Source organism: Variovorax sp. RCC_210, from assembly GCF_041355175.1.
Taxonomy (GTDB): Bacteria; Pseudomonadota; Gammaproteobacteria; order Burkholderiales; family Burkholderiaceae_C; genus Variovorax.
Map to the genome: position 1 here is coordinate 306,228 of NZ_JBFUPJ010000002.1, position 23,823 is coordinate 330,050.

Below are 23,823 nucleotides of genomic sequence, written 5' to 3' on the forward strand. Positions count from 1 at the left end.
GACATCACCATGAGCGAACCCAACATCCTTCTCAACGTCAACGGCATTGAGGTGATCTACAACCACGTGATCCTCGTGCTGAAGGGCGTGTCGCTCTCGGTGCCCGACGGCGGCATCGTGGCGCTGCTCGGCGGCAACGGCGCGGGCAAGACGACCACGCTGCGCGCGGTGAGCAACCTGCTGGCGGGCGAGCGCGGCGCGGTCACCAAGGGCACCATCGAGCTGCGCGGCGAGCGCATCGAGGCGCTGTCGCCGGCCGAGCTGGTGCGGCGCGGGCTGATCCAGGTGATGGAAGGCCGCCACTGCTTCGCCCACCTGACCATCGAGGAAAACCTGATGACCGGCGCCTACACGCGCACCGACGGCAAGGCCGCGGTGCAGCAGACGCTGGAGAAGGTCTACGCGTACTTTCCGCGGCTGAAGACGCGGCGCGCCTCGCAGGCCGCCTACACCTCGGGCGGCGAGCAGCAGATGTGCGCCATCGGCCGCGCGCTGATGGCCAACCCGACCATGGTGCTGCTCGACGAGCCGTCGATGGGCCTGGCGCCGCAGATCGTCGAAGAGGTGTTCGAGATCGTGAAAGACCTGAACACCAAGGAGCGCGTGACCTTCCTGCTGGCCGAGCAGAACACCAACATGGCGCTGCGCTACGCGGACTACGGCTACATCCTCGAAAACGGCCGCATCGTGATGGACGGCGAGGCCAGGAGCCTGCGCGAGAACGAGGACGTGAAGGAGTTCTACCTCGGCGTCGGCGGCGCGGACCGCAAGAGCTTTCGCGACGTGAAGAGCTACAAGCGGCGCAAGAGGTGGCTGGCTTGATGGGTGCACCCGCGTCGCAAGACCGAACTGAAAGACCAAGGGTACGGACATGACCGACCACTACGACAACCTAGAAATCCGTGACCCCGCCGAACGCGAACGCGACCTGCTCGCCGCACTGCCCCGGCAGGTCGCGCAGGCCCAGACCGCCGCACCCGCGTTCACGAAGATCCTCGACGGCGTGAAGCCCGCGGACGTGACGACGCGCGAAGCGCTCGCCAGGCTGCCGGTCACGCGCAAGTCGGAATTGCTCGAGTTGCAGAAGGCCAGGCGCGAGGACGATCCGTTCGGCGGCTTCTCTTCGATCGGGCGCGGCCCGCGCATGCCGCGCGTGTTCGCCAGCCCCGGCACCATCTACGAACCCGAGGGCGAGGCGCGCGACTACTGGCGCACCGCGCGTGCGCTGCATGCGGCGGGCTTCAGGAACGGCGAGCTCATTCACAACAGCTTCAGCTACCACATGACGCCCGCGGGCTCGATCATGGAAAGCGGCGCGCGCGCCATGGGCTGCACCGTGTTCGCGGGCGGCACCGGCCAGACCGAACAGCAGCTCGAGGCCATGGTCGACCTCAAGCCCGAGGGCTATGCCGGCACGCCAAGCTTCCTGAAGATATTGCTGGAGAAGGCCGAGGAGAAAGGGCTGAAGCTGCCCTCGCTCACCAAGGCGCTGGTGTCGGGCGAGGCCTTTCCGCCCAGCCTGCACGACTGGATTGCCGCGCACGGCGTGCAGGGCACGCAGTGCTACGCCACCGCCGACCTGGGCCTCATCGCCTACGAAACCACCGCGCGCGAAGGGCTGGTGATCGACGAAGGCGTGCTGGTCGAGATCGTCCGGCCCGGCACCGGCGACCCGGTGCCCGACGGCGAGGTCGGCGAGGTGGTGGTGACCACCTTCAACCCCGACTACCCGCTGGTGCGCTTCGGCACGGGCGACCTTTCCGCGGTGCTGGCGGGCACCTGCCCCACGGGCCGCACCAACAAGCGCATCAAGGGCTGGCTCGGCCGCGCCGACCAGACCACCAAGGTGCGCGGCATGTTCGTGCACCCCTCGCAGGTGGCCGACGTGGTGCGGCGCTTTCCGGAAGTGCAGCGCGCGCGGCTGGTGGTGTCGGGCGAAATGGGCGACGACCGCATGACGCTGAAGATCGAATGCGCGAGCGCCCCCGAAGGGCTGGACGCGCGCATTGCCGACGCGGCGCGCGAGGTGACCAAGCTGCGCGCCACCATCGAGCAGGTGGCGCCGGGCAGCCTGCCCAACGACGGCAAGGTGATCGAGGACGCGCGCAGCTACAAGTAGCAGCAGCGGCTACAGGCTGTTCTTGTACAGCCGGCGCGTGACGGAGCGCGCCAGCGTCATCACCAGCGCCATGTAGACCAGCACCAGCGCCAGCACGAAGCCGACGATGCCGCCGCCGCTGTAGAAGCTGAACGACGCCTTCGCCGCCAGGAACAGCCACGCCAGCGCGATGACGATGCAGCCCACCTGCACCAGCGCGAACGACAGCACGCCCGCGGCCACGGCCCTGAACGGGCGCACCGCGGGCAACGCGGGCAATGTTGCAGGCAAGGCGCTGGGCCGGGTGCCCAGCCACGCACCCCACCAGGCCAGCGCGAAGCCCACCACCAGCGGCAGGCCCCAGGTCAGCAGCAGCACCACCACGCTCAAGCCCGGTGCCGGAAAGGCCCAGCGCGCCGCGGCCAGGCTGCCCCAGAGCTGCAGCGCGGAGAACATGGCGGCGACCACCAGCGCGACCGCGCGGCGCGGTGGCACGCCGAGGGCCTCGGGCGCATCGACGGCGACAGCATCCCCGGCATCGAGCGCCTCCATGCGCGGCACGCTCGCGTTCGCCACGCGGCTCTTCGCCAGCGCGATCCACGCCGCCAGCCACACGCCCAGCACGAGCACCACCAGCTGCACCAGCGACTGCAGCAGCATCGCCACGCCCATGTACACGCGCGGCGAGTACGCGAAAGCATCCTCGAAGCGGCCGCCCGGCATGAACATCACCTGCAGCTCGTAGAACAGCGGCGTCAGCGCGTAGTAGTTCAGCACCATCGCCAGCACCCACACGCCGCCGAAGCGCAGCCGCGCGTCGTGCGCCAGCGCCACGCGGGCCATGCCCATGCGTTCGAGCGCGCTGCGCCCGTGGCTCCACGCCAGCGTGGAAACCAGCGTCCACGACATGACCATGCCGATGAGCAGCGTCACCCACACGTCGGGGGTGGCGTAGGCGTTGCGCAGCTGCTCGGACTCCGGCCTGGACGGCACCAGCAGCAAGGCCATGTTGATGACGAACACCGCCGCGTCCAGCCCCACCGCGATGAGCGCGAAGTCGCGGGGCAGGCGCAGTGCGCGCACGTAGGAAGGGGTCGCCGACATAGGAATACTTTCGCTTTGAATCAGGCGTGCCGCAGGGGCACGCGAACCCAGCGAGGGTATCGGATGACGGCGCGCGCGCCGTGTAGGTTCAGTGCGCGAGTGCGGCTTCGCCCTCCGTCTTTCGGGGCGCGGGGCCGACGTACACCGACTGCGGGCGAATCAGCCGCCCCTTCTTCACCTGCTCGCGCGCATGCGCCAGCCAGCCGCCGACGCGGCCCGCGGCGAACACGCAGGTGAAGCTTTCGCGGCCGAAGCCCAGCGCCTCCAGCAGCAGCGCGGTGTAGAACTCCACGTTGGTCTCCAGCGCGCGGCCGGGCTTCTTCTCGCGCAGGATGGCGAGCGCGGCCTGCTCTGCGGCCTCGGCGAGCTCGAAGCGCGCCGCGTTCACGCTGCCCTCGGCCCCGAGCTTGCGCAGCGCGCCCTTCAACGCATCGGCGCGCGGATCGCGCACGCGGTAGATGCGGTGGCCGAAGCCCATCAGCCGCTGGCCGCTGGCGACCGCCTCCTCGAGCCAGGCGCGCGCGTTGGCGGCGGTGCCGATGGCGTCGAGCGCATCGAGCACCGGGCCCGGCGCGCCGCCGTGCAGCGGGCCCTTGAGCGCGCTGATGCCGGCCAGCACGGCCGAGGCGAGCCCCGCGCCGGTCGAGGCCACCACGCGCGCGGCGAAGGTCGAGGCGTTCAGGCCGTGGTCGCACACGGTGACGAGGTAGGTGTCGAGCGCCGCGGCCTGCACCGGCGTGGGCGCGCGGCCGTGCAGCATGCGCAGCATGTCGGCCGCGTGCGGCAGCGACTCGTCGGGCGCCAGCGCCTGCACGCCCAGCCGCCAGCGCATGACCGCGGCGGTGTAGACCGCGGGCGCGGCCAGCAGGCGCAGGGCGGTGGGCAGGTCGTCGCCGTCGGGCAGGCGCGCCATCAGCGCGCGCACCGCCTCGATGGGCGGCATGCGGCGCAGCACCGCGTCGTCGCTGGGCTGCAGCCGCTCGAAGGCTTCGCGGCGCGCGCGACCGATGGCGGCGCGCAGGCTGTCTTGCGGAGGCAGTGTGTCGAAGAAGCCCTCGAACAGCAGCGCCACCACGTCTTCGTAGCGCCAGCGCTGCGCGATCTCGTCGAGCTCGTGCCCGCGAATCACCAGCCGCCCGGCCTCGCCGTCCACCTCGGACAGCACCGTGCGCGCAGCCACCACGCCTTCGAGGCTGCCATCGTCGTCGTTCATCGTTTTTGCTCCTGTGTTCACGATGAACCCGATTCTGGCCACACGGACATTGACGTCAATCTTGATCTATTCTGTCAACATGACATCGACCCACGCACCGCTGTGGCTGCCCGCCGCCGACGCCCTCGCACTGATGCAGGTGCGCCCGCAAACGCTCTATGCCAGCGTGAGCCGCGGACGCATCCGCGCCAAGCCCGACGCCGCCGACCCGCGCCGCAGCCTCTACCACCGCGACGACGTGCAGCGCGTCGCGGCGCGCACGCGGGGCCGGCGCAGCAGCGAGACGGTGGCGAGCGAAGCCATCCAGTGGGGCGAGCCGGTGCTGGCCTCGGGCGTGTCGACGGTGGCCGAGGGCCGGTTGCTGTACCGCGGGCAGGACGCGTGCGAACTGGCCGCGCACGCCACGCTGGAAGAAGCCGCGGGGGTGCTGTGGGACAGCGCGGCGCCGGGCTTCGTTTCGCGCGCGCACACCAAGGCACTGGCACCGGCAACTGCGTCGGCACCGAAAAACACGCTGCCGCTGCAGGCCGGGCTGGTCGCGCTGGCATCGCGCGCGGCCACCGACCTGCCCACGCGCGGCCGCTCGCGCGCCGTGCTGCAGGCGGAAGCCGCGGAGGTGATCGGCACGCTGGCCGATGCGCTGCTCGGCCCCGCGCCTTCGCGCACCTCGTCGCTGCCGATGCCGATGCACCTGCGCATCGCGTCGGCATGGCGCCGCCCGCGCGCCGCCGACGACCTGCGCCGCGCGCTGGTGCTGCTGGCCGACCACGAGCTCAACGCATCGACCTTCGCTGCGCGCGTGACGGCATCGACGGGCGCCTCGGTGGCGGCGTGCCTGCTCACGGGTCTTTCGACGTTGACGGGCCCGTTGCATGGCGGTGCCGCCGCCGCAGTGCAGGCCCTGATGCGCAACGCCACGGCCATCGGCACCGATGCGGCCGTGCGCGAATGGCTGGCGCACGACCGGCCGCTCGCTGCCTTCGGGCATCCGCTGTACGCCAACGGCGACGCGCGCTGCAACGCGCTGCTGGCGAACGTCGAACTGCCCGCGTCGTTCGCCGAGTTGCGCGATGTCGGCGAACGGCTGCTGGGCGAGGCCGTGAACATCGACTTCGCGCTGGCTGCCCTCGCGGCCGTGCACAAGCTGCCGGCCGGCGCGCCGCTCACGCTGTTCGCGCTCGCGCGCACGGTCGGCTGGACCGCCCATGTGCTGGAACAGCAAGCGACGGGCCAGCTGATACGGCCGCGCGCCCGCTACACGGGACCGGCGGCACCGGGCCCTGCGGCTCCTGCGGTCAGTGCAGCTCCGCCTCGTGCGCCACTTCGAAGAGCTTCGTCATCTCGCGGTTGAAGGCCGGCAGGTCGTCGGGCTTGCGGCTGGTCACCAGCGTGTGATCGACCACCACGTCGGTGTCGCTCCACTGCGCGCCCGCGTTCTGCAGGTCGGCGCGCAGCGAGGGCCACGAGGTCAGCTTGCGGCCCTTGACGCCGCCCGCGTCGATGAGCGTCCACGGCCCGTGGCAAATCGCGGCAATGGGCTTGCCCGCTTCCACGAAGGCACGCACGAAGGCGACGGCCTTCTCGTCGATGCGCAGCGTGTCGGGGTTGACCACGCCGCCGGGCAGCAGCAGTGCATCGAAGTCGTCGGGGTTGGCGCCCTTCAGCGGCACGTCGACCTCGAAGCTGTCGGCCGGGTCGTGGTGCTTCCAGCCGCGCACGCGGCCGTCGGCCGGCGAGACGATCTGCGTGTGCGCGCCGGCGCCGTCCAGCGCCTTGCGCGGCTCGGTCAGCTCGACCTGCTCGAAGCCGTCGGCCACGAGGATGGCGACCTTCATTCCGTCAAGGCAAGAGGAGGTGGTGGGCATGTGTGGGATCTCCATGGGGTTGCAGAAAAACAGGCAATGAAGATCCACCCTAAGGGCTGCGCAACCCGGCCGCATCGTCCTGCGTCGGGTCCGTTTGTCGGACAAGTCGACGGGCAGGCCGACGGGCTGAACGACGGGCAGAAGGGTGCGCAAGAAGTGCCACGGCCCGAGCGAAAAACCGCTCGGTCAGCGGTTCTTTCGCGCCCCGCGCGGGCCCGGGCCGCCGCGCGAATCCCGCCGCTCGCCTAAGGGCTATTGGGTATAGGTCAGGCTCCAGTCAGCCCTTAAGATCGCGGCCATTTTTACCCCCTCTCGGAGACGACATGAAGAAACTGTTCGCCCTCGCGGCGATTGCCGCCGCAGCCGTCGGTGCCCACGCCCAGGACTTTCCGGCGGGCAAGACCGTCACGCTGGTGGTGCCTTTCGCGGCCGGCGGCCCGACCGACCGCGTGGCGCGCGACCTGGCCGAAGCCATGCAGAAGACGCTGGGCACGACCATCGTGGTGGACAACACCGCGGGCGCGGGCAGTTCCATCGGCACGGCCAAGGTGGCGCGCGCCAACCCCGACGGCTACACGCTGCTGCTGAACCACATCGGCATGTCCACCATGCCGGCGCTGTACCGCAAGCTGCCCTTCAACGTGGAAACCGACTTCGAGTACCTGGGCATGGTCAACGAAGTGCCGATGACGCTCATCGGCAAGCCCACGCTGCCGGCCAACAACTACAAGGAACTGACCGCCTGGATCGCGGCCAACAAGGGCAAGATCAACCTGGGCAACGCCGGCCTGGGCGCCGCGTCGCACCTGTGCGGCCTGCTGTTCCAGAGCGCGCTGAAGGTCGAGATGACGCCCGTTCCCTACAAGGGCACGGCCCCGGCCATCGCCGACCTGCTGGGCGGCCAGATCGACCTGCTGTGCGACCAGACCACCAACACCACCTCGCAGATCGAGGCCAAGAAGGTGAAGGCCTATGCCGTCACCACCGCCAAGCGCCTGACCACGCCCGCGCTGAAAGACCTGCCCACGCTGGACGAGTCGGGCGTGAAGGGCTTCGAGGTCTCGATCTGGCACGGCGTGTACGCGCCCAAGGGCACGCCCGCGCCGGTGCTGAAGAAGCTCAACGACGCCATCACCGCGGCCATGAAGGACCCGGGCTTCATCAAGCGTGAAGAGGCGCTGGGCGCCGTGATTACCACCGACAGCCGCACCCAGCCGGCGGAACACAAGAAGTTCGTCTCCGCCGAGATCGCCAAGTGGGGCCCGATCATCAAGGCCGCGGGCGTGTACGCCGACTGACGCAGCCGCCTTCCGCATCCACGGCCGCGAGGCCGCGCGAAGCCGCTTGCGCCCCCCGGGGCCAGGCGGCTTTTTTGCTGGCATTTTTGCCGGCGATTTTGTTTATGCTCGCCGGGCTTTCCTGCACGCCACCCTCCCCTCTTTCATGCGTCTTCGCGGCACCCTGCCTGTGCTGGCCTTGCTGGCCGGAGCTGCGGCCATGGCGGAGCAAGCGCAGCAAGCGCTGCCGCCGCAGGCCTCGCAACCCGCTCGAACACTGCTTTGGGTGTGGGACCGCCCCCAGCTCTTCACCTCGCCGCCCGCGGGCACGGGCATCGCCTACCTGCACGCCACGGTGCGCCTGAGCGGCACGCAGAGCCGCACGGCCTGGCGCCAGTGGCCGCTGCGCATTGCCCCGGGCGTCACCTTGATTCCGGTGGTGCACGTCTCGCTCGACAACCTCGCACCCTCGCCCGTCGACGAGGCGCAGCAGCAGGCGATCGGCGCCGCGCTGGACCATGCGGCGGCGCACAGCCGCTCGGGGTGGGTGCAGCTGGACTTCGAGGCGCGCCGCAGCCAGCGCGAGGCCTACGTCGCGCTGCTGCAGCGCCTGCAGCCGATGCGCGCGCGCGTGCGGCTCTCGGCCACGGCGCTGGCCTCGTGGTGCGTGGGCGACCCTTGGTTGCCGGCCGGCCTGCTCGACGAGGTGGTGCCGATGTACTTCCGCATGGGGGCCGAATCTGCGCGCATTCGCCAGCGGCTGGCCGCCACGGGCGAGGCGCCGGTGGCGGCCTGTCGCGATGCTGCCGGGCTGCTGCTCGGCGAGCCCTGGCCCGCGTTGAAGAACGTGAAGCGGCGCTACGTGTTCCACACGGGCGCGTGGAAGAACGAAGACTTGCAGAAGCTCCGTACCGAAAACACGGACGACCCGAACAACACCACCGACACCAACAAATCCAGGGACGCAAAACAATGATTCACTCCATTCCGCGTGCGACGCGCGCCGGCTTCAGGTGGCTCGCGCTGGCGGCCTCACTGGCCGCATCGCTGATGGCCGCCACCGCGCACGCCAGCGGCGGCGGCGACCCCGTCGACCTGTTCTTCGCCACCGCCCGGCCCGACCAGCCGGTGCGCGAGTTCGTCGAACGGCCCGCCGGCTACTACACCGACTACCTCGTGCCCTACCAGGTGCTCTGGTACTGGCGCCTGCACGGCCAGGCGCTTTCGCCGGAGGCGATGCGCGTCTTTTCCGACCTGCTGGAAAAGCTGCCGCGCGAGGACAACGGCATGGACGACACCGACACCGCCTGGACCGCATGGCGCGAGGCCCGCGGCAGCGCCTACGCGAAGCTGGGCCGTCCATTGGCGGAGACGGCAAAGCCTGCCACGCCGCCGTCGCAGCAAGCCCCGCAGTGGAACGCCGACAGCCTGCAAGCCAGCCCCAACTGCTTCTACGGCGACGCCTTCCGCAACGCGACGAAGACGCTCGCCCAGCGCCTGGCGCTGGCCGCCGGCGACAAGGCCGCCGCGCCCTTCGTGCTGCACTGGCTGCAGATGCAGGACAGCGTGTTCGACACCTGCAACGAGAAGGCCGCCGCCACCCCGGCGCCCGAGCTGCCCGCCCGCGCGCCCGCGTGGCTGAAGGACGACCACGCCTACCAGCTGGCCGCGCAGCGCTTCTACGCCGATGACCTGGCCGGCGCGGACACCGCCTTCACCGAAATTGCAGACAGCGCAGCCAGCAAGGCCAGCCCCTGGCGCGACCTCGCGGCGTACATGCGCCTGCGCGTGCTGGCCCGCCAGAACCCCGGCAGCGAGCCCTCGTTCTCGGAGGGCGACGGCCCCGGCAAGGAAAGCCCCGAGGCGCTCCGCCAGCAGGCCGCGCTCACCAAGGCGGTGGACGCCATCGCGCTGCCGCTGTTGAAGAACCCGCGCGTGCAGCCGCTGCACGCGTCGGTGCACCGGCTGGCCGAGGCGCTGCGCATTCGCTACCTCACGCCGGGCACGCGGCTGCAGCGCCTGGCCGACAGCCTGAAGACGCCGGGCACACCCGAGGAAGCCGCGGCCAGGCTGCTGCTGCTGAACCACGAGTTCCGCACCTGCGCCATCGCCGGTTGCGCGTACGTGGGGCCGGAACAGAAGTCGGACCTGGTGCAGTGGCTCAGCACGGTGCGCGGCTTCGACGGGCCGTCGGGCGGGCTCGGCTCGCAAGCGACGTGGCGCGAAACCGTCAGCTGGAGCAGCTACCAGCGCACCCACGAACTCGCCTGGCTGATGGCCGCGGCGAGCCTGGTGCCGGTGAGCGCCGCGGCCGACGACCCGCGCGAGGCGCAGCTGCAGGCCGCGCTGGCGGCCGTGCCCGCGGACCACCCCGCGCGCTTCGCCGCCACGCAACTGCGGGCGCAGCGCCTGTTCGCGCAGGGCCGCTTCAAGGCGGCGCGCGAGCTCGTCGCGCCGTCGATGGATTCACCGCTGATCGCCCACAGCCTCTCGGGCCAAAACCTCGTGAAGGCGCTGCTGCTGCCCACGGCCGCGTCGGAAGAAGAATGGCGCCGGCTGGCGATCCGCCCGGTGGTGGCGCGCAGCGACCCCGAGTCGCAAGAGGCCAGGCCGAGCGCGGTGCCGCTGGCCAGTGCCTTCGACGACGACGTGGCGCGCTTCTTGAACACGCGCGCGCCGCTGGCCATGTGGCTGCGCCTGGCCGCCGACCCGGCGCTGGCGCCCCCGCTGCGCGACACGCTGCTGGAAACCGCATGGACGCGCGCCGTGCTGGCCGAGGACTACGCCGCGGCCCGCCGCGCGGCCGAGCAGCGCATCGCGTCCGCGCAGAAGCCTCCCGCGCAGGCGCCCACGGCGCTGGCGGCGGCCGGGCGTTCAGGTCCGGGCCCCGACCCCATCGCCGGCATGCGCCGCTCGCTGGCGTTGGCGACGACGGACAAGGCGGCCTGGCACCGCCTACTGCTGGAGCGCATGGCCAGCACCACCGAGACGCTGCAGCCGCCGCACTGGCCCGACGCCGGCTGGGACATCCGGCCCACGCCGCTCAAGCCCGGGCTGGTGCGCACCTACGACCGCGGCGCGACCATCGGCAGCTACGGCAAGTGGTGCAACACGCTCGGCGTGCCGACCACGGGGTCGCAAGCCGCGGGGCAGGCCGACTTCGACATGCCCGCGTTCCTGCCGCAGCAAGAACGCGCGCAGCAGGCGGCGCTGGTCGCCAGGCTGCGCACGGTGCCGCAGGACTCGGTGTACTTCACGCAGGAAAGCCTGGCGCTGATGCAGCGCGACCGCGCCGACCCGCTGGTGCCGCAGGCGCTGTCGGTGGCCGTGAAGATGGCGCGCTACACCTGCCAGGACAAGGCGGTGGGCGACTGGTCGCGCAAGGGCCTGCAGGCCCTGCACGCGAACTACCCGAAGTCGACCTGGGCGGCCAGCACGCAGTACTGGTACGGCGGGCGATAAAGCCACGGCAAGGACGTCGCCGCGAGCGCGCCATGACCGTGCGCCGCCAGCAGGCTACTTCGGCCTGATCGCGTCCGCCGTGCCCTGGATGAACGCCTTGATGCTCTCGATGTCGTCGCCCGACAGCTTGCCCGTGAAGTCGGGCATGCCGCGCGCCATGGCCGGGCCCTTCAGGATGAACTTGTCCAGGTTCTCGATGTAGGCCGCGTCCAGGTAGCCCAGGTTGGGAATGTTGCCGCCGCGGTCCACGCCCGGCACGCCGTGGCAGAACACGCAGTTGCTCACGTACAGCATGGTGCCGGCCTGCACCTTGGCGGGGTCGTACTTCACGCCCTGCACCAGCTTGTCCATGCGGTACTGCACGAACTCCGGCATCTTGGCGGTGCCGCCCACGGCGAAGGTGTAGACCGTGCCCGGGCCCTGCTTCTCGGTGGCGCGCTGCGCCAGGCCGTACACGCCGCCCCAGCCCACGGCCACCGACACGTACTGCTTGCCGTCCACCATGTAGGTCGAGGGCGCCGCCACCACGCCGGTGCCGGTGGGCGACTCCCAGAGCTTGTCGCCCGTCTTGGCGTTGTAGGCCAGCAGCCGGCCGTCGGCGGTGCCCTGGAACACCAGGTTGCCGGCGGTGGTGAGCGTGCCGCCGTTCCAGGGCGACACGTAGTCCACGCCCCAGGCTTCCTTCTGCGTCACCGGGTCCCACGCCACCAGCCGGCCCGAGGGCTTGCTCTTGGGCGGCTCCACGTTGGCGAACTTGCCCAGGTTCCAGCCCAGCCCGGCGTGCGGGCGGCCGGGCACGTCTTCGTTGAACTTCCAGTCCTTGTCGTCCATCAGGTTGATCGGCACGTGCTGCGACGGCAGGTAGGCCAGGCCGGTCTGCGGGTTGAACGACATCGGGTGCCAGTTGTGCGCGCCGAACGGGCCCGGAATGGCGTCGTTGGGCTTGGTGCCGTCGCGCGCCGAGGCCACCACGTTGGGCCGGCCGTTCTTGTCGTAACCCGTGGCCCAGTTCACCTCGGTGAAGTTCTTCGCCGAGATGAACTTGCCGTTGGTGCGGTCGATGACGAAGAAGAAGCCGTTCTTCGGCGCGTGCAGCAGCACCTTGCGCGGCTTGCCGTCGAGCTTCACGTTGGCCAGGATCATCGACTGCGTGGAGGTGTAGTCCCAGTTGTCGCCGGGCGTCTCCTGGTAGTGCCACTTGTACTTGCCGGTGTCGGGGTCCAGCGCCACCACCGAGCCCAGGTAGAGGTTGTCGCCGCCGCCGGGGCTGCGCGCCTTGTGCGACCACGGCGAGCCGTTGCCGGTGCCCACGTACATCAGGTTGAGCTCGGGGTCGAAGGCGAAGCTGTCCCACGCGGTGCCGCCGCCGCCGGCCTCCCAGTACTTGCCCGACGGGTCCCAGGTCTTGGCGGCGCGCGCCATCGAGGCGTCCTCGAAGGGCTTGGCCGGGTCGCCCGGCACCACGAACCAGCGCCACTTCTGGTCGCCGGTCTTCGCGTCGTAGGCGGTCACGAAGCCGCGCACGCCGTACTCGGCACCACCGTTGCCGATGATGACCTTGCCCTTGAACACGCGTGGCGCGCCGGTGATGGTGTAGCTGCCCTTCTGCCCTTCGAGCGTGTTCTTCTCCCACACGGTCTGGCCGGTGGCCGCGTCGAGCGCGATGAGGCGGCCGTCGTACGCCGCCACGTAGACCTTGCCTTCGTAAATTGCCACGCCGCGGTTCACCACGTCGCAGCAGCCCCTGTAGCCTTTCGATTTATCGACCTGCGGATCGAAGGTCCACAGCTTCTGCCCGGTGCGCGTGTCGATGGCGTGCACCACGCTCCACGAGGCGGTGACGTACATGATGCCGTCCACCACCAGCGGCGTGGCCTCCACGCCGCGCGTGGACTCCAGGTTGTACGACCAGACCAGCCCCAGGTCCTTCACGTTGCCCGCGTTCACCTGGTCGAGCTTGCTGAAGCGCGACTCCGAGTAGTCGAGCCCCACGCTGGGCCAGTCGGGGGTTTTCTGCGCCGCGTTGGCGCGGATGAAGCCGCCGTCGACGCGCTTCGTGGCGCTCGCGGCGCGCTCCTGCGCAGTCTGCGCCGTGGCTGGCATGGTGACCAGGGCCGTGCCGCCCAGGCACAGCAATGCGCCGGCGAGCATCCGCAGCCCGGAGTGTGTTGTTGTCATCGCAGGTCTCCTTGTGTGCCGCAAGGATGGTCCGCCGGGGCTTCGCCTTCACCCCCGGGATTTCCCCAGTCCGGCGATGTTCCATTGCGGAACACATTCAGCGCTGGCCCCGAACCGGGAGACGACGACCCCATGGCACTCGACAGAATCGGCACCGCGGATGCGCCGCGCCAGCTCTTCGCCAGCACGCCCGCGCAGCGCGTGGCGCTTGCGCGGCAGCAGTTTTTCGAAGAAGGCGTGCGCCCCTCGGGCCTGGTCGGCGAGGCGGTGATCCAGTCGTGGCTGCGCTGCACCCGCACGCATGCCGACCGCCAGCGGCTGGTGCCCTTCGACCCCGTCACGCCGAGCCGGCTGCACGCCACGCTGGCGCGCAACCGCGAGCTGCTCGAGGTGGCGCGCAAGGAGCTCGCGCAGATGGAGAACATGCTCGCGGGCACCGACTGCCGCGTGATCCTCACCGACCGCGAAGGCGTGGTGGTGCACGTCACCGACCAGCCGCCCGCCGCGCACCAGCCTGTGCTGTGCAAGACGGCGCGCGTGGGCGTGAACATTTCGGAGCGCATCGTCGGCACCACGGCGCCGGGCATCGTGGCCAGCACCGGGCAGGCCTGCACGGTCGATGGCGCGGAGCACTACTTCGACGTGCTGCGCCACATGCAGTGCGCGGCCGCGCCCATCCGCGACGTGAGCGGCGAGCTGGCCGGCGTGCTCGACCTCACGGCCGAGGCGCGGCGCTTCGGCTTCGACGCGGCGTCGATGGTGGCGCTGTATGCCACCACCATCGAGAACCGGCTGCTGCAGGCGCAGTCGCGCGACCACCTGATCCTGCGCTTCCAGGCCAGCCCCACGTTGCTGGGCACGCCGCTGGAAGCGCTGGCCGGCATTGCGCCCGACGGCACCATCGCCTGGCTCAACAACGCCGGCGCGCGGTTGCTGGGGCGGCTGCCCGAGGCGGCGGACGAGCGCGACGTCGAGTGCCTGCTCGGGCACGACATGGCGAGCCTGCTGCGGCTGGGACGGCGCGAGGCCGCGCAACCGCTGCGGCTGGCGAGCGGGCTGGGCGTGTGGGTGCAGGCGCACCTGAAGGGGCCGGATGGCGCGGACTTTCGCCACGGGGTGGCGATGCCGGGGGAGGCACCGAGCGGCATCTCGCATGGCGTACACGGTGCGCATGGTCCGAATGGGTCGCATGCTGCACATGGCGCGCAGGCGATGGCCCTCGATGCCGAATCCATCGCGCGCGTCACCGACAACGACGAACCCGCGCCGCATGCGGAAACGCTGCGCGAGCACAGCCGCAAGCTGATCGAGGACACGCTCGCCGCGCACGGCGGCAATGTGTCGCAGGCGGCACGGCAGCTCAACGTGTCGCGCGGTACGCTGTACCGCCGCATGCGTGGCTGGCGGGAAGGGGCTGTGGAAGACGCCGAGCAAGGCGCCGCGCCGCCGTCTTTGTTGCCCTCTTCGTCGCCCTCTTCGTCACCCTGCAGCTGATCAGGCCACCGCGCGCGCCAGCGCACGCGCCCGGCGCGCCTTGGCATCGGGCTGCAGCGGCCGCAGGTATTCGTGCAGCGCCAGCGCCGCAGCGCCCACCGCGGGCGCCAATGCCCCGTAGCGTGCGGTGCGCAGGTCCGGCGGCGGCATGCCGGCACCGTCGGCGTGCCGCTTCACGCTTTCGAAGGCCGCCTGCGCAAAGCCCGGATGGTCCGCGCATGCCTTGCCGCCGAGCACGATCGCGCGCGGATTGAAGGTGACCCACAGGTTCTGCAGCAGCACGCCGAAGAACGCGGCGGCGCGCTGCAGGTCGGCGCCCTGGCGCTCCAGCACGCGCGAGCCGAAGAAGGCCTCGGCGCAGCCGCGCCGCCCGCACGAGCACCGCGGCCCGTCGAGCTCGAGGATGGTGTGGCCGATTTCGCCGGCCATGCCCTGCGCGCCGGTGAAGAGCCGGTCGTTCAGCACCACGCCCGCGCCCACGCCGACGTCGCAGTTGACGAAGATGAGCGGGTCTTCGCCGTCCTGCCCCTGCATGTCCGGCTGGCCCGCGCGACGCGCTCCGGCAGCGAACTCGTACTCGCCCAGCGCCGCCGCATCCGCATCGTTCTGCAGCTGCACCGTCACGCCCGGCAGCCCGACGGCGCCGAAGGCTTTTTCCAGCGCGGGCAGCAGGCTCACGTTGCGCCAGCCGAGGTTGGGCGCGAAGCGGACCACGCCGGTGCAGTCGTCCACCGCGCCGGGCACGCACACGCCGATGCTCGACAGCTGCAGCCCGAGCCGCTGCAGCATCGCGTGGCCGATGGCCGCCATGCGCGCCACCTGCGCGCACACGCCGGCCGGCGCGCTGTCGGTCAGCGCGTGGGTGTTCGAGTACAGCACTTCGCCCTGCAGCGACACGCACACCAGGCGCACGGTTTCCACCGCGATCTCCACGCCCATCAGCGCGCGCACGCCCACGTTGATCTGCAGCGGCGTCGAAGGCCGCCCCAGGCCGTCGGCCACGGCGGTGTCGGCTTCGCTGAGCCAGCCTTCGTCGATGAGCTCGCGTGCCAGCAGGCTCACGGTCGACTTGGTGAGGCCGCTTTCGGTGGCCAGCCGCGCGCGCGACAGGCCGGGCTGCGCGCGCAGCAGCCGCAGCAGCACGCTGCGGTTCATACGCTTCAGCAGCTGCTGGTCGCCGATGGTGGTCACGTCAGGCCGCCGTGGTCCTTGCGGCGGCGGAGGCAGCTGAAGCGGGGGCAGCGGTCGCTGCATGGGGTGCTTGTTCCCTGCCTTCGGGCCGCTTGCCCGCGATGATCATGCCGAGCACTTCGTCCTCGGTCACGTCGGCGGTGCGGTAGGTGCCCACGAGCTTGCCGTTCTTCATCACGGCGAGCCGGTCGCTCAGCGAGAACACGTCGGGCATGTCGTGGGTGATGAGGAAAATGCCGACGCCGTCGTCCTTCAGCTGCTTCACCAGGCGCCCGACCATGGCGGTTTCCTCGGGGCCTAGCGCGGCGCAGGGCTCGTCCATGATGAGGATGCGCGCGTTGAAGTACAGCGCCCGCGAAATGGCCACCACCTGCCGCTGCCCGCCCGACAGGCGCCGCACGGGAATGCGGATGTTGGTGAAGTTCTTGTTCAGACGCTGGAACACCTTGCGCGCCTGTATCTCCATGAAGTGGTCGTCCAGCGTGTTCCAGGCGGTCATCTTCTCGCGGCCCAGGAACAGGTTGGCCACGGAGTCGAGGTTGTCGGCCAGCGCCAGCGTCTGGTAGATGGTCTCGATGCCTTGCGCCTGCGCCTCGGCGGGCGTGCGGATGTTGACCTTCTCGCCCGCGATCAGGGTGTCGCCCGAGTCGATCGGGTACGCGCCCGCGAGCATCTTCATGAGCGTCGACTTGCCCGCGCCGTTGTGGCCCAGCAGCGCGACCACTTCGCCGGGATACAGGTTGATGCTCACCCCATCCACAGCCTTGACGCCACCGAAGGACTTGCGGATGTCCTTGAGTTCGACCAAGGGGCTGGATTTGTCCATTGCCGTCATGTCAGTTTCCTTCTTGCAATGACTTTTGTGCTGCTTTGGCTTTGGGTCGTGCTTGCGTTCGGGGCGCGTGAACCGCGATCAACGACCGCGAACACCAGGCAACCAACAGAAGAACAATGCTGCATGCCTCAGTTCTCCCCGAACTTGCGCCGGTACAGCACGTCGAACACCACCGCCACGATCAGCACCTGGCCGATGATGACCATGCGCTTGCCGATGGGCACGTCCAGCAGCAGCATGCCGCTGTCCAGCGATTGCATGATGAGCGCGCCCAGCACCGAACCGAAGATCGAACCGCTGCCGCCGGCCAGCGCCGTGCCGCCGATGACGGCCGCCGCAATCACGTACAGCTCCATGCCCGTGCCCAGCGAGTTGGTGCCCGCGTTGAGCCGCGCGATCGACACGATGGCCGCGATGGTCACCAGCACCGCCAGCAACGCGAACAGCATCAGCGTGACGCGCTTCACCGGAATGCCCACCAGCGCCGCCGCGTCCGGGTTGCCGCCCATCGCGAACACATAGCGGCCGAAGCGCGTGCGGTGCACGATGAACGACAGCACGATGGCCACCACCGCCCAGATCAGCACCGGGATCGGAATGCCCTGCGGTGCGTCCTTCGAATCGATCTTGTAGTGGTTCATGACCGCCGCGAAGGCGATCACCACCGCCGCCGGCACGGCCGTGAGCAGCAGCTCCAGCCACAGCGGCTCGTTGGGCATTTCGTGGCGCGCGCGCGCCGCGCGCTTCTGGAACATGCGCGCGAACAGCACCAGCGTGACCAGCCCCGCGATCACCCAACTCGCGGTCACGCCGATGCCGCCGTCGTAGCCGCCGCCCAGGCGCTGGAAGAACTCGTCGTTCACCGGCTGCGTCTTGCCGTCGGCCACCAGGAAGGCCGCGCCGCGAAACGACATCAGCCCGCCCAGCGTGACCACGAACGAAGGCACGCCGAGCACCGCCGTGAGCCAGCCCTGGTAGATGGACACCAGCAGCGCCACCGCCAGCCCCGCGAGGCAGGCCGTGGGCCACGACCAGCCCGAGGTGTACTGCAGGTACGCGATGAGCACGCCCACGAAGCCCATCACCGAGCCCACCGACAGGTCGATGTGGCGCGCCACGATCACCAGCACCATCACCGTCGAGACGATGCCCACCACGGCCGTCTGCTGGGCCACGTTGTAGAGGTTCTCGGGCGAGAGAAACACGCCGCCCGACATCACGCTGAACGCCACGGCCATGGCGACCAGCAGCACGCACATCAAGATGAGCCGCAGGTCGATGCCCGTGCGGCGCCACCACCCCGGTGTTGGATCGCTCATTTGTCTAACCCCTCTGGACTACAGGTGCGCAACCGGCCACCCGCCGGGCGCCTTGCGGGCCGGCCGGATGCCGTGTTGCGGGAATGGAGGGCGCGCCGTTGCGTTGCTTGAACGAGGCGGCGCGCCGGGTTGCGTTACTTGCAGGCCGCGGGCGCGCTCGCGCCGGTCACGCCCTTGCAGAGCTCGTCCTTCTTGATCCAGCCGGCCTTGACCACCACGTCGAGGTTGTCGCGCGTGACGGGCACGGGCGTGAGCAGGCGCGATTGCAGCGAGACCTTCTTCGGGCCGCTGGCCCAGGTCGCGGCCTTGTCGACCGGCTTGCCCTGCGACATGGCGACGGCCGCGATGGCGGCTTCGCGGCCGAGCTCGCGCGAGTCCTTGAAGATGGTCGCGGTCTGCGTGCCCAGCGCGATGCGGTTGAGCGCGGCAAAGTCCGCGTCCTGCCCCGACACCGGAATGCCGCGCAGGCCCTTGGCCGTGAGCGCGGCCACCGCGCCGCCGGCCGTGCCGTCGTTGGCCGCCACCACCGCGTCGACCTTGTTGCCGTTCTTGGTGAGGATCTGCTCCATGTTCTTCTGCGCGACCTCGGGCTTCCAGCCTTCGGTGTATTCGTCGCCCACGATCTTGATGTCGCCCTTCTTCACCGCGTCGGCGAGCACCTCTTGCTGGCCCGCGCGCAGGAAGTCGGCGTTGGGGTCGCTGGGCGAGCCCTTGATGATCACGTAGTTGCCCTTGGGCTTGACCGTGAGCACCTCGCGCGCTTCCATGCGGCCGACCTCGACGTTGTCGAAGGTGATGTAGAACACGCCCGGCGCCTCGATGAGCCGGTCGTACGCCACCACGGGCACCTTCTGGCGCGTGGCCTTGGTCACGGCGGGAAGAATGGCGTCCTTGTCCATCGCCAGCACGATGAGCGCCTTGGCGCCCTTGGACATCAGGCCCTCGATGTCGCCGAGCTGCTTCTCGGGCGAGCCGCCCGCATCGGCACTGATGTACTTGGCGCCGAGCTTCTCCAGCTGGGCCTTGATGGCGGCCTCGTCGGTCTTCCAGCGCTCTTCCTGAAAGTTGGACCAGCTCACGCCGACCACGGTCTGCGCCATCGCGCCCACGGCGGTGAGGCCGAAGGCCATGGCGGCCAGGGTGTGTTTCAGTTGCATCGATGTCTCTCCAATGTTGGTGCGCCCCGCAACGGTCAACGGTGTAAGAAATTAGTTAGTTTGAAGGGCGAACTAACTATCCCATCGCGGCGCGGCGCTGGGCATCGGGGAATTCCCGCAAGCGCGCTTGCTTGCGGTGCGCGCTCGCCGTGCGGCGCGCGCTCGGCCTGCGCGCGGATGCGCAAGGTCCTACGCGCAGGCCGAAGTGGCGCCGGTATGTTTCATGTCGCCCCCCCTCGGCAGACACTGCGGCCCGCACCTGTCCATGCGCCCCGCGCTGCTGCCCCCCAACACAAAAGAAGGAAGCCACCATGTCCACCGAAATGCTCCAGCAGATTGCCGCCTCGCGGCTGCCCCTGGTGATGTCCTCGTCGAAGGACGTCGATGCGGTGTTGAAGCTGCGCGCCGCGGGCCTGGTGCTCGCGCTGGTGCCGTCGGCCGCCGACATCGCGAAGATGCCCGGCCTGCGCGTGGTGCAGGTGCTCGCGGTGACGCAGAAGGGCTTCGAGGAACTGCAGCGCGTGCGCTACCCCGGCGAACGCGCGGCGCTCGCACGAAAAAAAGGCTGGGGGGTCCCGGCCTTCTCCTGAACGCTGCGACCGCCAGGCCCTCGGGCCTGGCGATCTTCGCCTTCACTTAATCGCGTGCACGCGCAGCATTGCGCAGGTCGCGGATCTGGTCGTGGTTGCGTTGCGCGCCTTCGGCCTGCAGCGAGATCACGCTGCGCACGTCGGCCGGCAGGCTCTGCTTCAGGGCCTTGCGATAACGGGCCACCGCAGTGTCTTCGCCGCGTTCGCACGATTCGAGGATCGACAGTTCGCTGTTCGCGCCCAGCGAGCCCTTCACATGCACCCAGCCGCGGTGCAGCGCGCCGCTGGCGGTGCCACCGTCGGCCGGCGTGCCGCCGTAGGCAGTGATGAGCGCGATGAGTTCGGCCTCGGCCTTCTTACATTGCTCGGCGCGGCTGGCGAAGAGCTGCTTGGCGGCAGGGCTCTTCACTTCGTCGGCGCAGGCGCGAAAGCCGTATTCGCCGTCGCGGGAGTTTTCCAGCAGGTCGTTCAGCACGTCGACCACTTCGCCGTTGGCGAGCACGGGACCGGTGGCGAGGGTGTCGTTGGTGATGTCGTTGTAAGCCATGGAAGGTGTCCTTTCATTGCCTGTCTGTGCGACAGGACCGGGTTGGAGGCGTCAGCCGCGCTGTGACGCCGTGTTGTGTTGCATTGGCGCTTTGCGGCTGACCGAAGACCCATGGTCCGAAGCTTCGCGGCGCCGCAGCGTCGTCCCATCGGGCAACCGGGCGTAGGCGAAGGACGACCTCGAGGACGACCTCGTTCCGCCACCCTCCAGGGCATTCGCCTCAGCCGATGGCCCAGGCCTGCGTCCACACGGCGATGCCGTCGAGCAGTTCGTCCAGCGCTTCCTCGTCGCTGCGCCCGGAGCGCTTGAGCACGTGGAACGAGTGGTCCGCGCCGTCGATGTCCAGCACGGTCGCCAGCTCGCCCAGCGCCTGCGTGGTGACATCGAATTCGGCGGGTTCGGCCAGCGCGTCGCGCGGGCCGTGCACGAAGAGCATCGGCACCTCGACCTCCTGCAGGTGCGCGGCGCGCGTGGCGGCTGCCGCGGGCGCGCCCGCCGGGTGGAGCGGAAAACCCAGGAACACCAGCCCTTGCACGCCGGGCAAGGGCGCCAGCGCCTGGGCCTGCGACGTCATGCGGCCGCCGAAGGACTTGCCGCCTGCAAAGAGCCGCACGCCATCGAAGCGCGCCGCCGCGCAAGCCACCGCCGCGCGCACCGTGGCATGCGCCAGCGCGGGCGCGTCCGTGCGCTTCTTGCCCTGTTCCATGTAGGGGAACTGGTAGCGCAGCGTGGCGATGCGCCGCTGCGCGAGGCCCTCGGCCACGGCCTGCATGAAGGGGTGGGTCATGCCCGCGCCGGCGCCGTGCGCGAGCACCAGGCAGGCATCGGGGGCGGACGGCGACACGGCGAGCGCGGACACGGCGATGCCGGGCGCTACGGAAATAGAAAGAGAGGAGTTGGTCATCACGCCCGTAGTTTGCCGATCACTTGCGTTTCAAACCACCTGTTCGACACGGGGCCTTGGGTGCAGTCCGACAGGCGCCGCGCCACGTTGGCTGTAAATTCGTGTTTCAGCGACCGGCCCGGATTTTTCCCGCCGGCCTTTTTTTGGCTTTTCGGGGAGTCACGGTTGTGAGGCACTGGTTGATGGCGATCGGCATGGTCGGCTGCGTGGCGCACGCGCAGCCCGGCTGGTTCACGGTGGTGGGCGATCCCCTGGACAAGGGTGCGGACACCGTGCAGGTCGACCCCGACAAGGTGGTGCTCGCGGAAAGCTCGAAGGAAATGAACCTGCGCGTGAACCGCTCGGGCCCGCGCTTCAACTGGGACGGCATTGCCTACCGCTCCTACGAATCGCGCGTGGTGTTCGACTGCCAGTCGCGCCGCGCCAGCTACGTGGCCGCGCGCTTCTATATCGAGCCGCTATGGCAGGGCGAGCCGCACCACATCGCAGACTACGCCGACGCACCCAAGCCCGTGGCGTTCCGCGACATGAAGCCCAACCCGACCGCGCGCATCGTGCGAGCGGCCTGCCGGCCGCGGAGCAGCTAGAGCTGCGACGACAGCAGCGCCGCCAGGTGCTCCATCGCCTTCTCGTGCAGGGGGCGGTCCTTCCAGGCCTCGTACGTGAGGCGCTTCGACTGGCGCAGGTCGGCTTCGAACTGCACCGTCTGCTCGGCGGCGAAGGCCTCGTCGTAGATGTTCAGGTTGGCCTCGTCGTTCAGGCGGAACGAGCGGTTGTCGAAGTTGGTGGAGCCCACCGACACCAGCAGCCCGTCGACCGTGAAGACCTTGCAATGGAACATGGTCGGCTGGTATTCGCTGATCTCGGCGCCGGCTTCCAGCAGCGGCCCCCAGGCCGCGCGCGAGGCGCCGCGCACGGTCTGCGAATCGATGATCGGGCCCGGCGTGATGATGCGCAGCCGCACGCCGCGCTTCATGGCCGCCACCAGCGCGCCCACGGTGAGGTCGTCGGGCACGAAGTAGGCGCTCGACAGGTCGATGGTCTTGCTGGCCGCCGCGATCGACAGCAGGTACATCAGGTGCATGCTCTCGCTGCCGCCCGAGGGCGAACTGCTGAACACCTGGGCGCGGCCGTCACCCATGGAAGGAATCGGCGGAAAGTAGCGCTCGCCGTGCAGCACGTCGCCCGACACCTTCACCCAGTTGTCCATGAACACGGCCTGCATCTGCGCCACCACCGGGCCTTCGACCTTGTAGTGCGAGTCGCGCCAGTGGTCCGCGTCCTGCGCGTGGCCGGTCCATTCGGGCGCGATGCCCACGCCGCCGGTGAAGCCGGTGCGCCCGTCGACCACCAGCAGCTTGCGGTGGGTGCGGTTGTTCATGCGGGCGATGTCGTACCAGCTGGGCTTGTGGAACTTGCGGATCTCCACCCCGGCGGCTTCCATCTCGCGGATGAAGTCGCCGTCGACCTTGGCGCTGCCCACCCAGTCGAGCAGCACGTGCACCTTCACGCCCGCGCGCGCCCGCTCGGAGAGCGCGTCGGCAAAGGTGCGGCCGATGTCGCCCGACCAGTAGATGTAGGTCTCGAAGGTGATGCTCTGCTTCGCGCCGCGAATGGCCGCGAGCATGGGCGGAAAGATGCGGTCGCCGTTCTGCAGCGCCTCGAAGCGGTTGCCGCCGGTGATGGGCGGCCCGAGCATCACGCCCAGCGCGCGCTGGTACTGGGCGTCGTGCAGCGCGTACTCGCGCTTGACCTGCTCGTCGAGCTTCTTCTCGCCGCTGGTGAAGTTCAGCACCAGCAGCGTGGCGGCCAGCGTCAGGACGAAGGTCCAGACGACTGCCTTGAGCGTCCCTCGGTGGCGCACGTCAGGACGCGAAGCGCATGGGTGTGCGGGCCGCCGGTCAGTCGATCAGCTGCGTCTTGATCGCGTAGTACGTCAGGTCGCTGTTGGTGGACAGGTTCATCTTTTCCATCAGGCGCGTGCGGTAGGTGCTGATGGTCTTCACCGACAGCGACAGCGCCTCGCCGATGGCGCCCACCGACTCGCCCTTGGCCAGCTTCAGGAACACCTGGAACTCGCGCTCCGACAGGTGCTTGTGCGGCGGCGCGTTGTCCTTGCGCTCCAGCTGGCCGGCCAGCAGCTCGGCCACCGAGGGCGAGATGTAGCGGCGGCCCAGCGCCACGGTGCGGATGGCCTTGGCGATCTCTTCGGGCTCGCACTCCTTGTTCAGGTAGCCCGACGCGCCCTGGCGAATCAGGTTCACCGCGTAGTGCTCCTCGGGGTAGCCGCTCAGGATGAGCACGCCCAGGTCGGGCGCCTTGGCGCGCACCATGGCCAGCGCGTCTATGCCGCTCTGCCCGGGCATCGAGAGGTCCATGACGAGCACGTCGATGTCGGCGGTGCGCACCAGGTCGATGGCCTCGCGACCGGTGGCGGCTTCGCCGACCACGCGGAAATCGACGAAGGTGGAGAAGAACGCCTTGAGGCCTGTGCGGACGACGGCGTGGTCGTCGACGATGCCGATCTTGATCATGGTGTGCTCCTGCTGCTGAACTGTGCGGTGTCGGTGCGCGCCAGCGATTTGGCGC

General features: G+C 69.7%; 21 protein-coding genes. 9 read left to right on the forward strand and 12 right to left on the reverse strand.

All coding sequences use genetic code 11. The features are described 5' to 3' along the window. Positions 1-9: 9 nt before the first annotated feature. Positions 10-822: an ABC transporter ATP-binding protein gene (locus AB6807_RS09425; protein ID WP_116910247.1), complete on the forward strand. Its 813-nt coding sequence runs from the start codon at positions 10-12 to the stop codon at positions 820-822. 49 nt (positions 823-871) lie between these two features. Beyond that, positions 872-2,119, forward strand: coding sequence for a phenylacetate--CoA ligase family protein (locus AB6807_RS09430; protein WP_371084362.1), 1,248 nt, complete (start codon positions 872-874; stop codon positions 2,117-2,119). 9 nt (positions 2,120-2,128) lie between these two features. Here the strand turns inward: AB6807_RS09430 and AB6807_RS09435 are convergent, their stop codons facing one another. Next, the gene (locus tag AB6807_RS09435; RefSeq protein ID WP_371084363.1) at positions 2,129-3,202 is read right to left on the reverse strand and encodes a hypothetical protein; all 1,074 of its coding nucleotides are present in this window, start codon (positions 3,200-3,202) and stop codon (positions 2,129-2,131) included. An 88-nt stretch (positions 3,203-3,290) separates the two neighbouring features. Continuing rightward, the gene (locus tag AB6807_RS09440; RefSeq protein ID WP_371084364.1) at positions 3,291-4,415 is read right to left on the reverse strand and encodes a citrate synthase/methylcitrate synthase; all 1,125 of its coding nucleotides are present in this window, start codon (positions 4,413-4,415) and stop codon (positions 3,291-3,293) included. Between the two features lie 79 nt (positions 4,416-4,494). On the opposite strand from AB6807_RS09440, the gene AB6807_RS09445 reads away from it, so the two are divergent. Beyond that, a complete protein-coding gene (locus AB6807_RS09445; RefSeq protein WP_371084365.1) occupies positions 4,495-5,766 on the forward strand; it encodes a citrate synthase in 1,272 nt (423 codons plus the stop codon). On the opposite strand, the gene AB6807_RS09450 is transcribed toward AB6807_RS09445, so the two are convergent. Beyond that, on the reverse strand, positions 5,711-6,280 hold the full coding sequence (locus AB6807_RS09450) for a type 1 glutamine amidotransferase domain-containing protein (RefSeq protein ID WP_371084366.1): 570 nt from the start codon (positions 6,278-6,280) through the stop codon (positions 5,711-5,713). The genes AB6807_RS09445 and AB6807_RS09450 overlap by 56 nt on opposite strands. 323 nt (positions 6,281-6,603) lie before the next feature. Between AB6807_RS09450 and AB6807_RS09455 the strand changes: the two genes are divergently transcribed. The 3 genes from AB6807_RS09455 (at position 6,604) to AB6807_RS09465 (ending at position 11,019) form a co-directional block, all read left to right on the forward strand. Further along, positions 6,604-7,578, forward strand: coding sequence for a tripartite tricarboxylate transporter substrate-binding protein (locus AB6807_RS09455; protein WP_116910251.1), 975 nt, complete (start codon positions 6,604-6,606; stop codon positions 7,576-7,578). A gap of 145 nt (positions 7,579-7,723) precedes the next feature. Continuing rightward, positions 7,724-8,533, forward strand: a complete 810-nt coding sequence (locus tag AB6807_RS09460; RefSeq protein WP_132748851.1) for a hypothetical protein — start codon at positions 7,724-7,726, stop codon at positions 8,531-8,533. Next, complete coding sequence (locus AB6807_RS09465; RefSeq protein WP_371084367.1) at positions 8,530-11,019, forward strand: hypothetical protein; 2,490 nt, start codon at positions 8,530-8,532, stop codon at positions 11,017-11,019. The genes AB6807_RS09460 and AB6807_RS09465 overlap by 4 nt, the downstream gene beginning before the upstream one ends. A gap of 54 nt (positions 11,020-11,073) precedes the next feature. Here AB6807_RS09465 and AB6807_RS09470 read toward each other — a convergent pair whose 3' ends face one another. Beyond that, positions 11,074-13,197 (reverse strand): PQQ-dependent dehydrogenase, methanol/ethanol family, encoded by a 2,124-nt coding sequence (locus AB6807_RS09470; protein ID WP_371084368.1) that lies wholly within the window; start codon positions 13,195-13,197, stop codon positions 11,074-11,076. A 132-nt stretch (positions 13,198-13,329) separates the two neighbouring features. Here AB6807_RS09470 and AB6807_RS09475 point away from each other — a divergent pair, with 132 nt between their 5' ends. After that, positions 13,330-14,691, forward strand: a complete 1,362-nt coding sequence (locus AB6807_RS09475; RefSeq protein ID WP_371084369.1) for a helix-turn-helix domain-containing protein — start codon at positions 13,330-13,332, stop codon at positions 14,689-14,691. Here the strand turns inward: AB6807_RS09475 and AB6807_RS09480 are convergent, their stop codons facing one another. The 4 genes from AB6807_RS09480 to xylF form a co-directional block, all read right to left on the reverse strand. Beyond that, complete coding sequence (locus AB6807_RS09480; RefSeq protein WP_371084370.1) at positions 14,692-15,882, reverse strand: ROK family protein; 1,191 nt, start codon at positions 15,880-15,882, stop codon at positions 14,692-14,694. A gap of 1 nt (position 15,883) precedes the next feature. Then, entirely contained in the window at positions 15,884-16,717 is an 834-nt protein-coding gene (locus tag AB6807_RS09485; RefSeq protein WP_371084371.1) for an ATP-binding cassette domain-containing protein, read from the reverse strand. A gap of 128 nt (positions 16,718-16,845) precedes the next feature. Beyond that, positions 16,846-18,036, reverse strand: coding sequence for a sugar ABC transporter permease (locus AB6807_RS09490; RefSeq protein ID WP_116910258.1), 1,191 nt, complete (start codon positions 18,034-18,036; stop codon positions 16,846-16,848). A 134-nt stretch (positions 18,037-18,170) separates the two neighbouring features. After that, on the reverse strand, positions 18,171-19,193 hold the full coding sequence (xylF, locus tag AB6807_RS09495; protein WP_371084372.1) for a D-xylose ABC transporter substrate-binding protein: 1,023 nt from the start codon (positions 19,191-19,193) through the stop codon (positions 18,171-18,173). Between the two features lie 311 nt (positions 19,194-19,504). Here xylF and AB6807_RS09500 point away from each other — a divergent pair, with 311 nt between their 5' ends. Then, a complete protein-coding gene (locus AB6807_RS09500; RefSeq protein ID WP_371084373.1) occupies positions 19,505-19,783 on the forward strand; it encodes a hypothetical protein in 279 nt (92 codons plus the stop codon). A gap of 46 nt (positions 19,784-19,829) precedes the next feature. Here the strand turns inward: AB6807_RS09500 and AB6807_RS09505 are convergent, their stop codons facing one another. Beyond that, entirely contained in the window at positions 19,830-20,330 is a 501-nt protein-coding gene (locus AB6807_RS09505; protein ID WP_371084374.1) for a PA2169 family four-helix-bundle protein, read from the reverse strand. Between the two features lie 220 nt (positions 20,331-20,550). Continuing rightward, entirely contained in the window at positions 20,551-21,234 is a 684-nt protein-coding gene (locus AB6807_RS09510) for an alpha/beta family hydrolase (RefSeq protein WP_371084375.1), read from the reverse strand. 182 nt (positions 21,235-21,416) lie between these two features. Between AB6807_RS09510 and AB6807_RS09515 the strand changes: the two genes are divergently transcribed. Next, complete coding sequence (locus AB6807_RS09515) at positions 21,417-21,821, forward strand: surface-adhesin E family protein (protein ID WP_116910262.1); 405 nt, start codon at positions 21,417-21,419, stop codon at positions 21,819-21,821. On the opposite strand, the gene AB6807_RS09520 is transcribed toward AB6807_RS09515, so the two are convergent. Both AB6807_RS09520 and AB6807_RS09525 read right to left on the reverse strand, forming a co-directional pair. After that, a complete protein-coding gene (locus tag AB6807_RS09520; RefSeq protein ID WP_371084376.1) occupies positions 21,818-23,098 on the reverse strand; it encodes a phosphatidylserine/phosphatidylglycerophosphate/cardiolipin synthase family protein in 1,281 nt (426 codons plus the stop codon). The two genes, AB6807_RS09515 and AB6807_RS09520, sit on opposite strands and share 4 nt — an antisense overlap. Positions 23,099-23,135: 37 nt before the next feature. Then, positions 23,136-23,768: a response regulator transcription factor gene (locus AB6807_RS09525; RefSeq protein WP_116910264.1), complete on the reverse strand. Its 633-nt coding sequence runs from the start codon at positions 23,766-23,768 to the stop codon at positions 23,136-23,138. Positions 23,769-23,823: the final 55 nt, after the last annotated feature.

What these genes read in the sequence shown, in the direction of transcription:
- AB6807_RS09485 (WP_371084371.1), bottom strand. Translation starts at nt 16,717, where the DNA reads ATGACGGCAATGGACAAATCCAGCCCCTTGGTCGAACTCAAGGACATC.
- AB6807_RS09505 (WP_371084374.1), bottom strand. Translation starts at nt 20,330, where the DNA reads ATGGCTTACAACGACATCACCAACGACACCCTCGCCACCGGTCCCGTG.
- AB6807_RS09430 (WP_371084362.1), top strand. Translation starts at nt 872, where the DNA reads ATGACCGACCACTACGACAACCTAGAAATCCGTGACCCCGCCGAACGC.
- AB6807_RS09440 (WP_371084364.1), bottom strand. Translation starts at nt 4,415, where the DNA reads ATGAACGACGACGATGGCAGCCTCGAAGGCGTGGTGGCTGCGCGCACG.
- AB6807_RS09470 (WP_371084368.1), bottom strand. Translation starts at nt 13,197, where the DNA reads ATGACAACAACACACTCCGGGCTGCGGATGCTCGCCGGCGCATTGCTG.
- AB6807_RS09425 (WP_116910247.1), top strand. Translation starts at nt 10, where the DNA reads ATGAGCGAACCCAACATCCTTCTCAACGTCAACGGCATTGAGGTGATC.
- AB6807_RS09450 (WP_371084366.1), bottom strand. Translation starts at nt 6,280, where the DNA reads ATGCCCACCACCTCCTCTTGCCTTGACGGAATGAAGGTCGCCATCCTC.
- xylF (WP_371084372.1), bottom strand. Translation starts at nt 19,193, where the DNA reads ATGCAACTGAAACACACCCTGGCCGCCATGGCCTTCGGCCTCACCGCC.
- AB6807_RS09445 (WP_371084365.1), top strand. Translation starts at nt 4,495, where the DNA reads ATGACATCGACCCACGCACCGCTGTGGCTGCCCGCCGCCGACGCCCTC.
- AB6807_RS09510 (WP_371084375.1), bottom strand. Translation starts at nt 21,234, where the DNA reads ATGACCAACTCCTCTCTTTCTATTTCCGTAGCGCCCGGCATCGCCGTG.
- AB6807_RS09460 (WP_132748851.1), top strand. Translation starts at nt 7,724, where the DNA reads ATGCGTCTTCGCGGCACCCTGCCTGTGCTGGCCTTGCTGGCCGGAGCT.
- AB6807_RS09525 (WP_116910264.1), bottom strand. Translation starts at nt 23,768, where the DNA reads ATGATCAAGATCGGCATCGTCGACGACCACGCCGTCGTCCGCACAGGC.
- AB6807_RS09515 (WP_116910262.1), top strand. Translation starts at nt 21,417, where the DNA reads ATGGCGATCGGCATGGTCGGCTGCGTGGCGCACGCGCAGCCCGGCTGG.
- AB6807_RS09490 (WP_116910258.1), bottom strand. Translation starts at nt 18,036, where the DNA reads ATGAGCGATCCAACACCGGGGTGGTGGCGCCGCACGGGCATCGACCTG.
- AB6807_RS09465 (WP_371084367.1), top strand. Translation starts at nt 8,530, where the DNA reads ATGATTCACTCCATTCCGCGTGCGACGCGCGCCGGCTTCAGGTGGCTC.
- AB6807_RS09500 (WP_371084373.1), top strand. Translation starts at nt 19,505, where the DNA reads ATGTCCACCGAAATGCTCCAGCAGATTGCCGCCTCGCGGCTGCCCCTG.
- AB6807_RS09475 (WP_371084369.1), top strand. Translation starts at nt 13,330, where the DNA reads ATGGCACTCGACAGAATCGGCACCGCGGATGCGCCGCGCCAGCTCTTC.
- AB6807_RS09455 (WP_116910251.1), top strand. Translation starts at nt 6,604, where the DNA reads ATGAAGAAACTGTTCGCCCTCGCGGCGATTGCCGCCGCAGCCGTCGGT.
- AB6807_RS09435 (WP_371084363.1), bottom strand. Translation starts at nt 3,202, where the DNA reads ATGTCGGCGACCCCTTCCTACGTGCGCGCACTGCGCCTGCCCCGCGAC.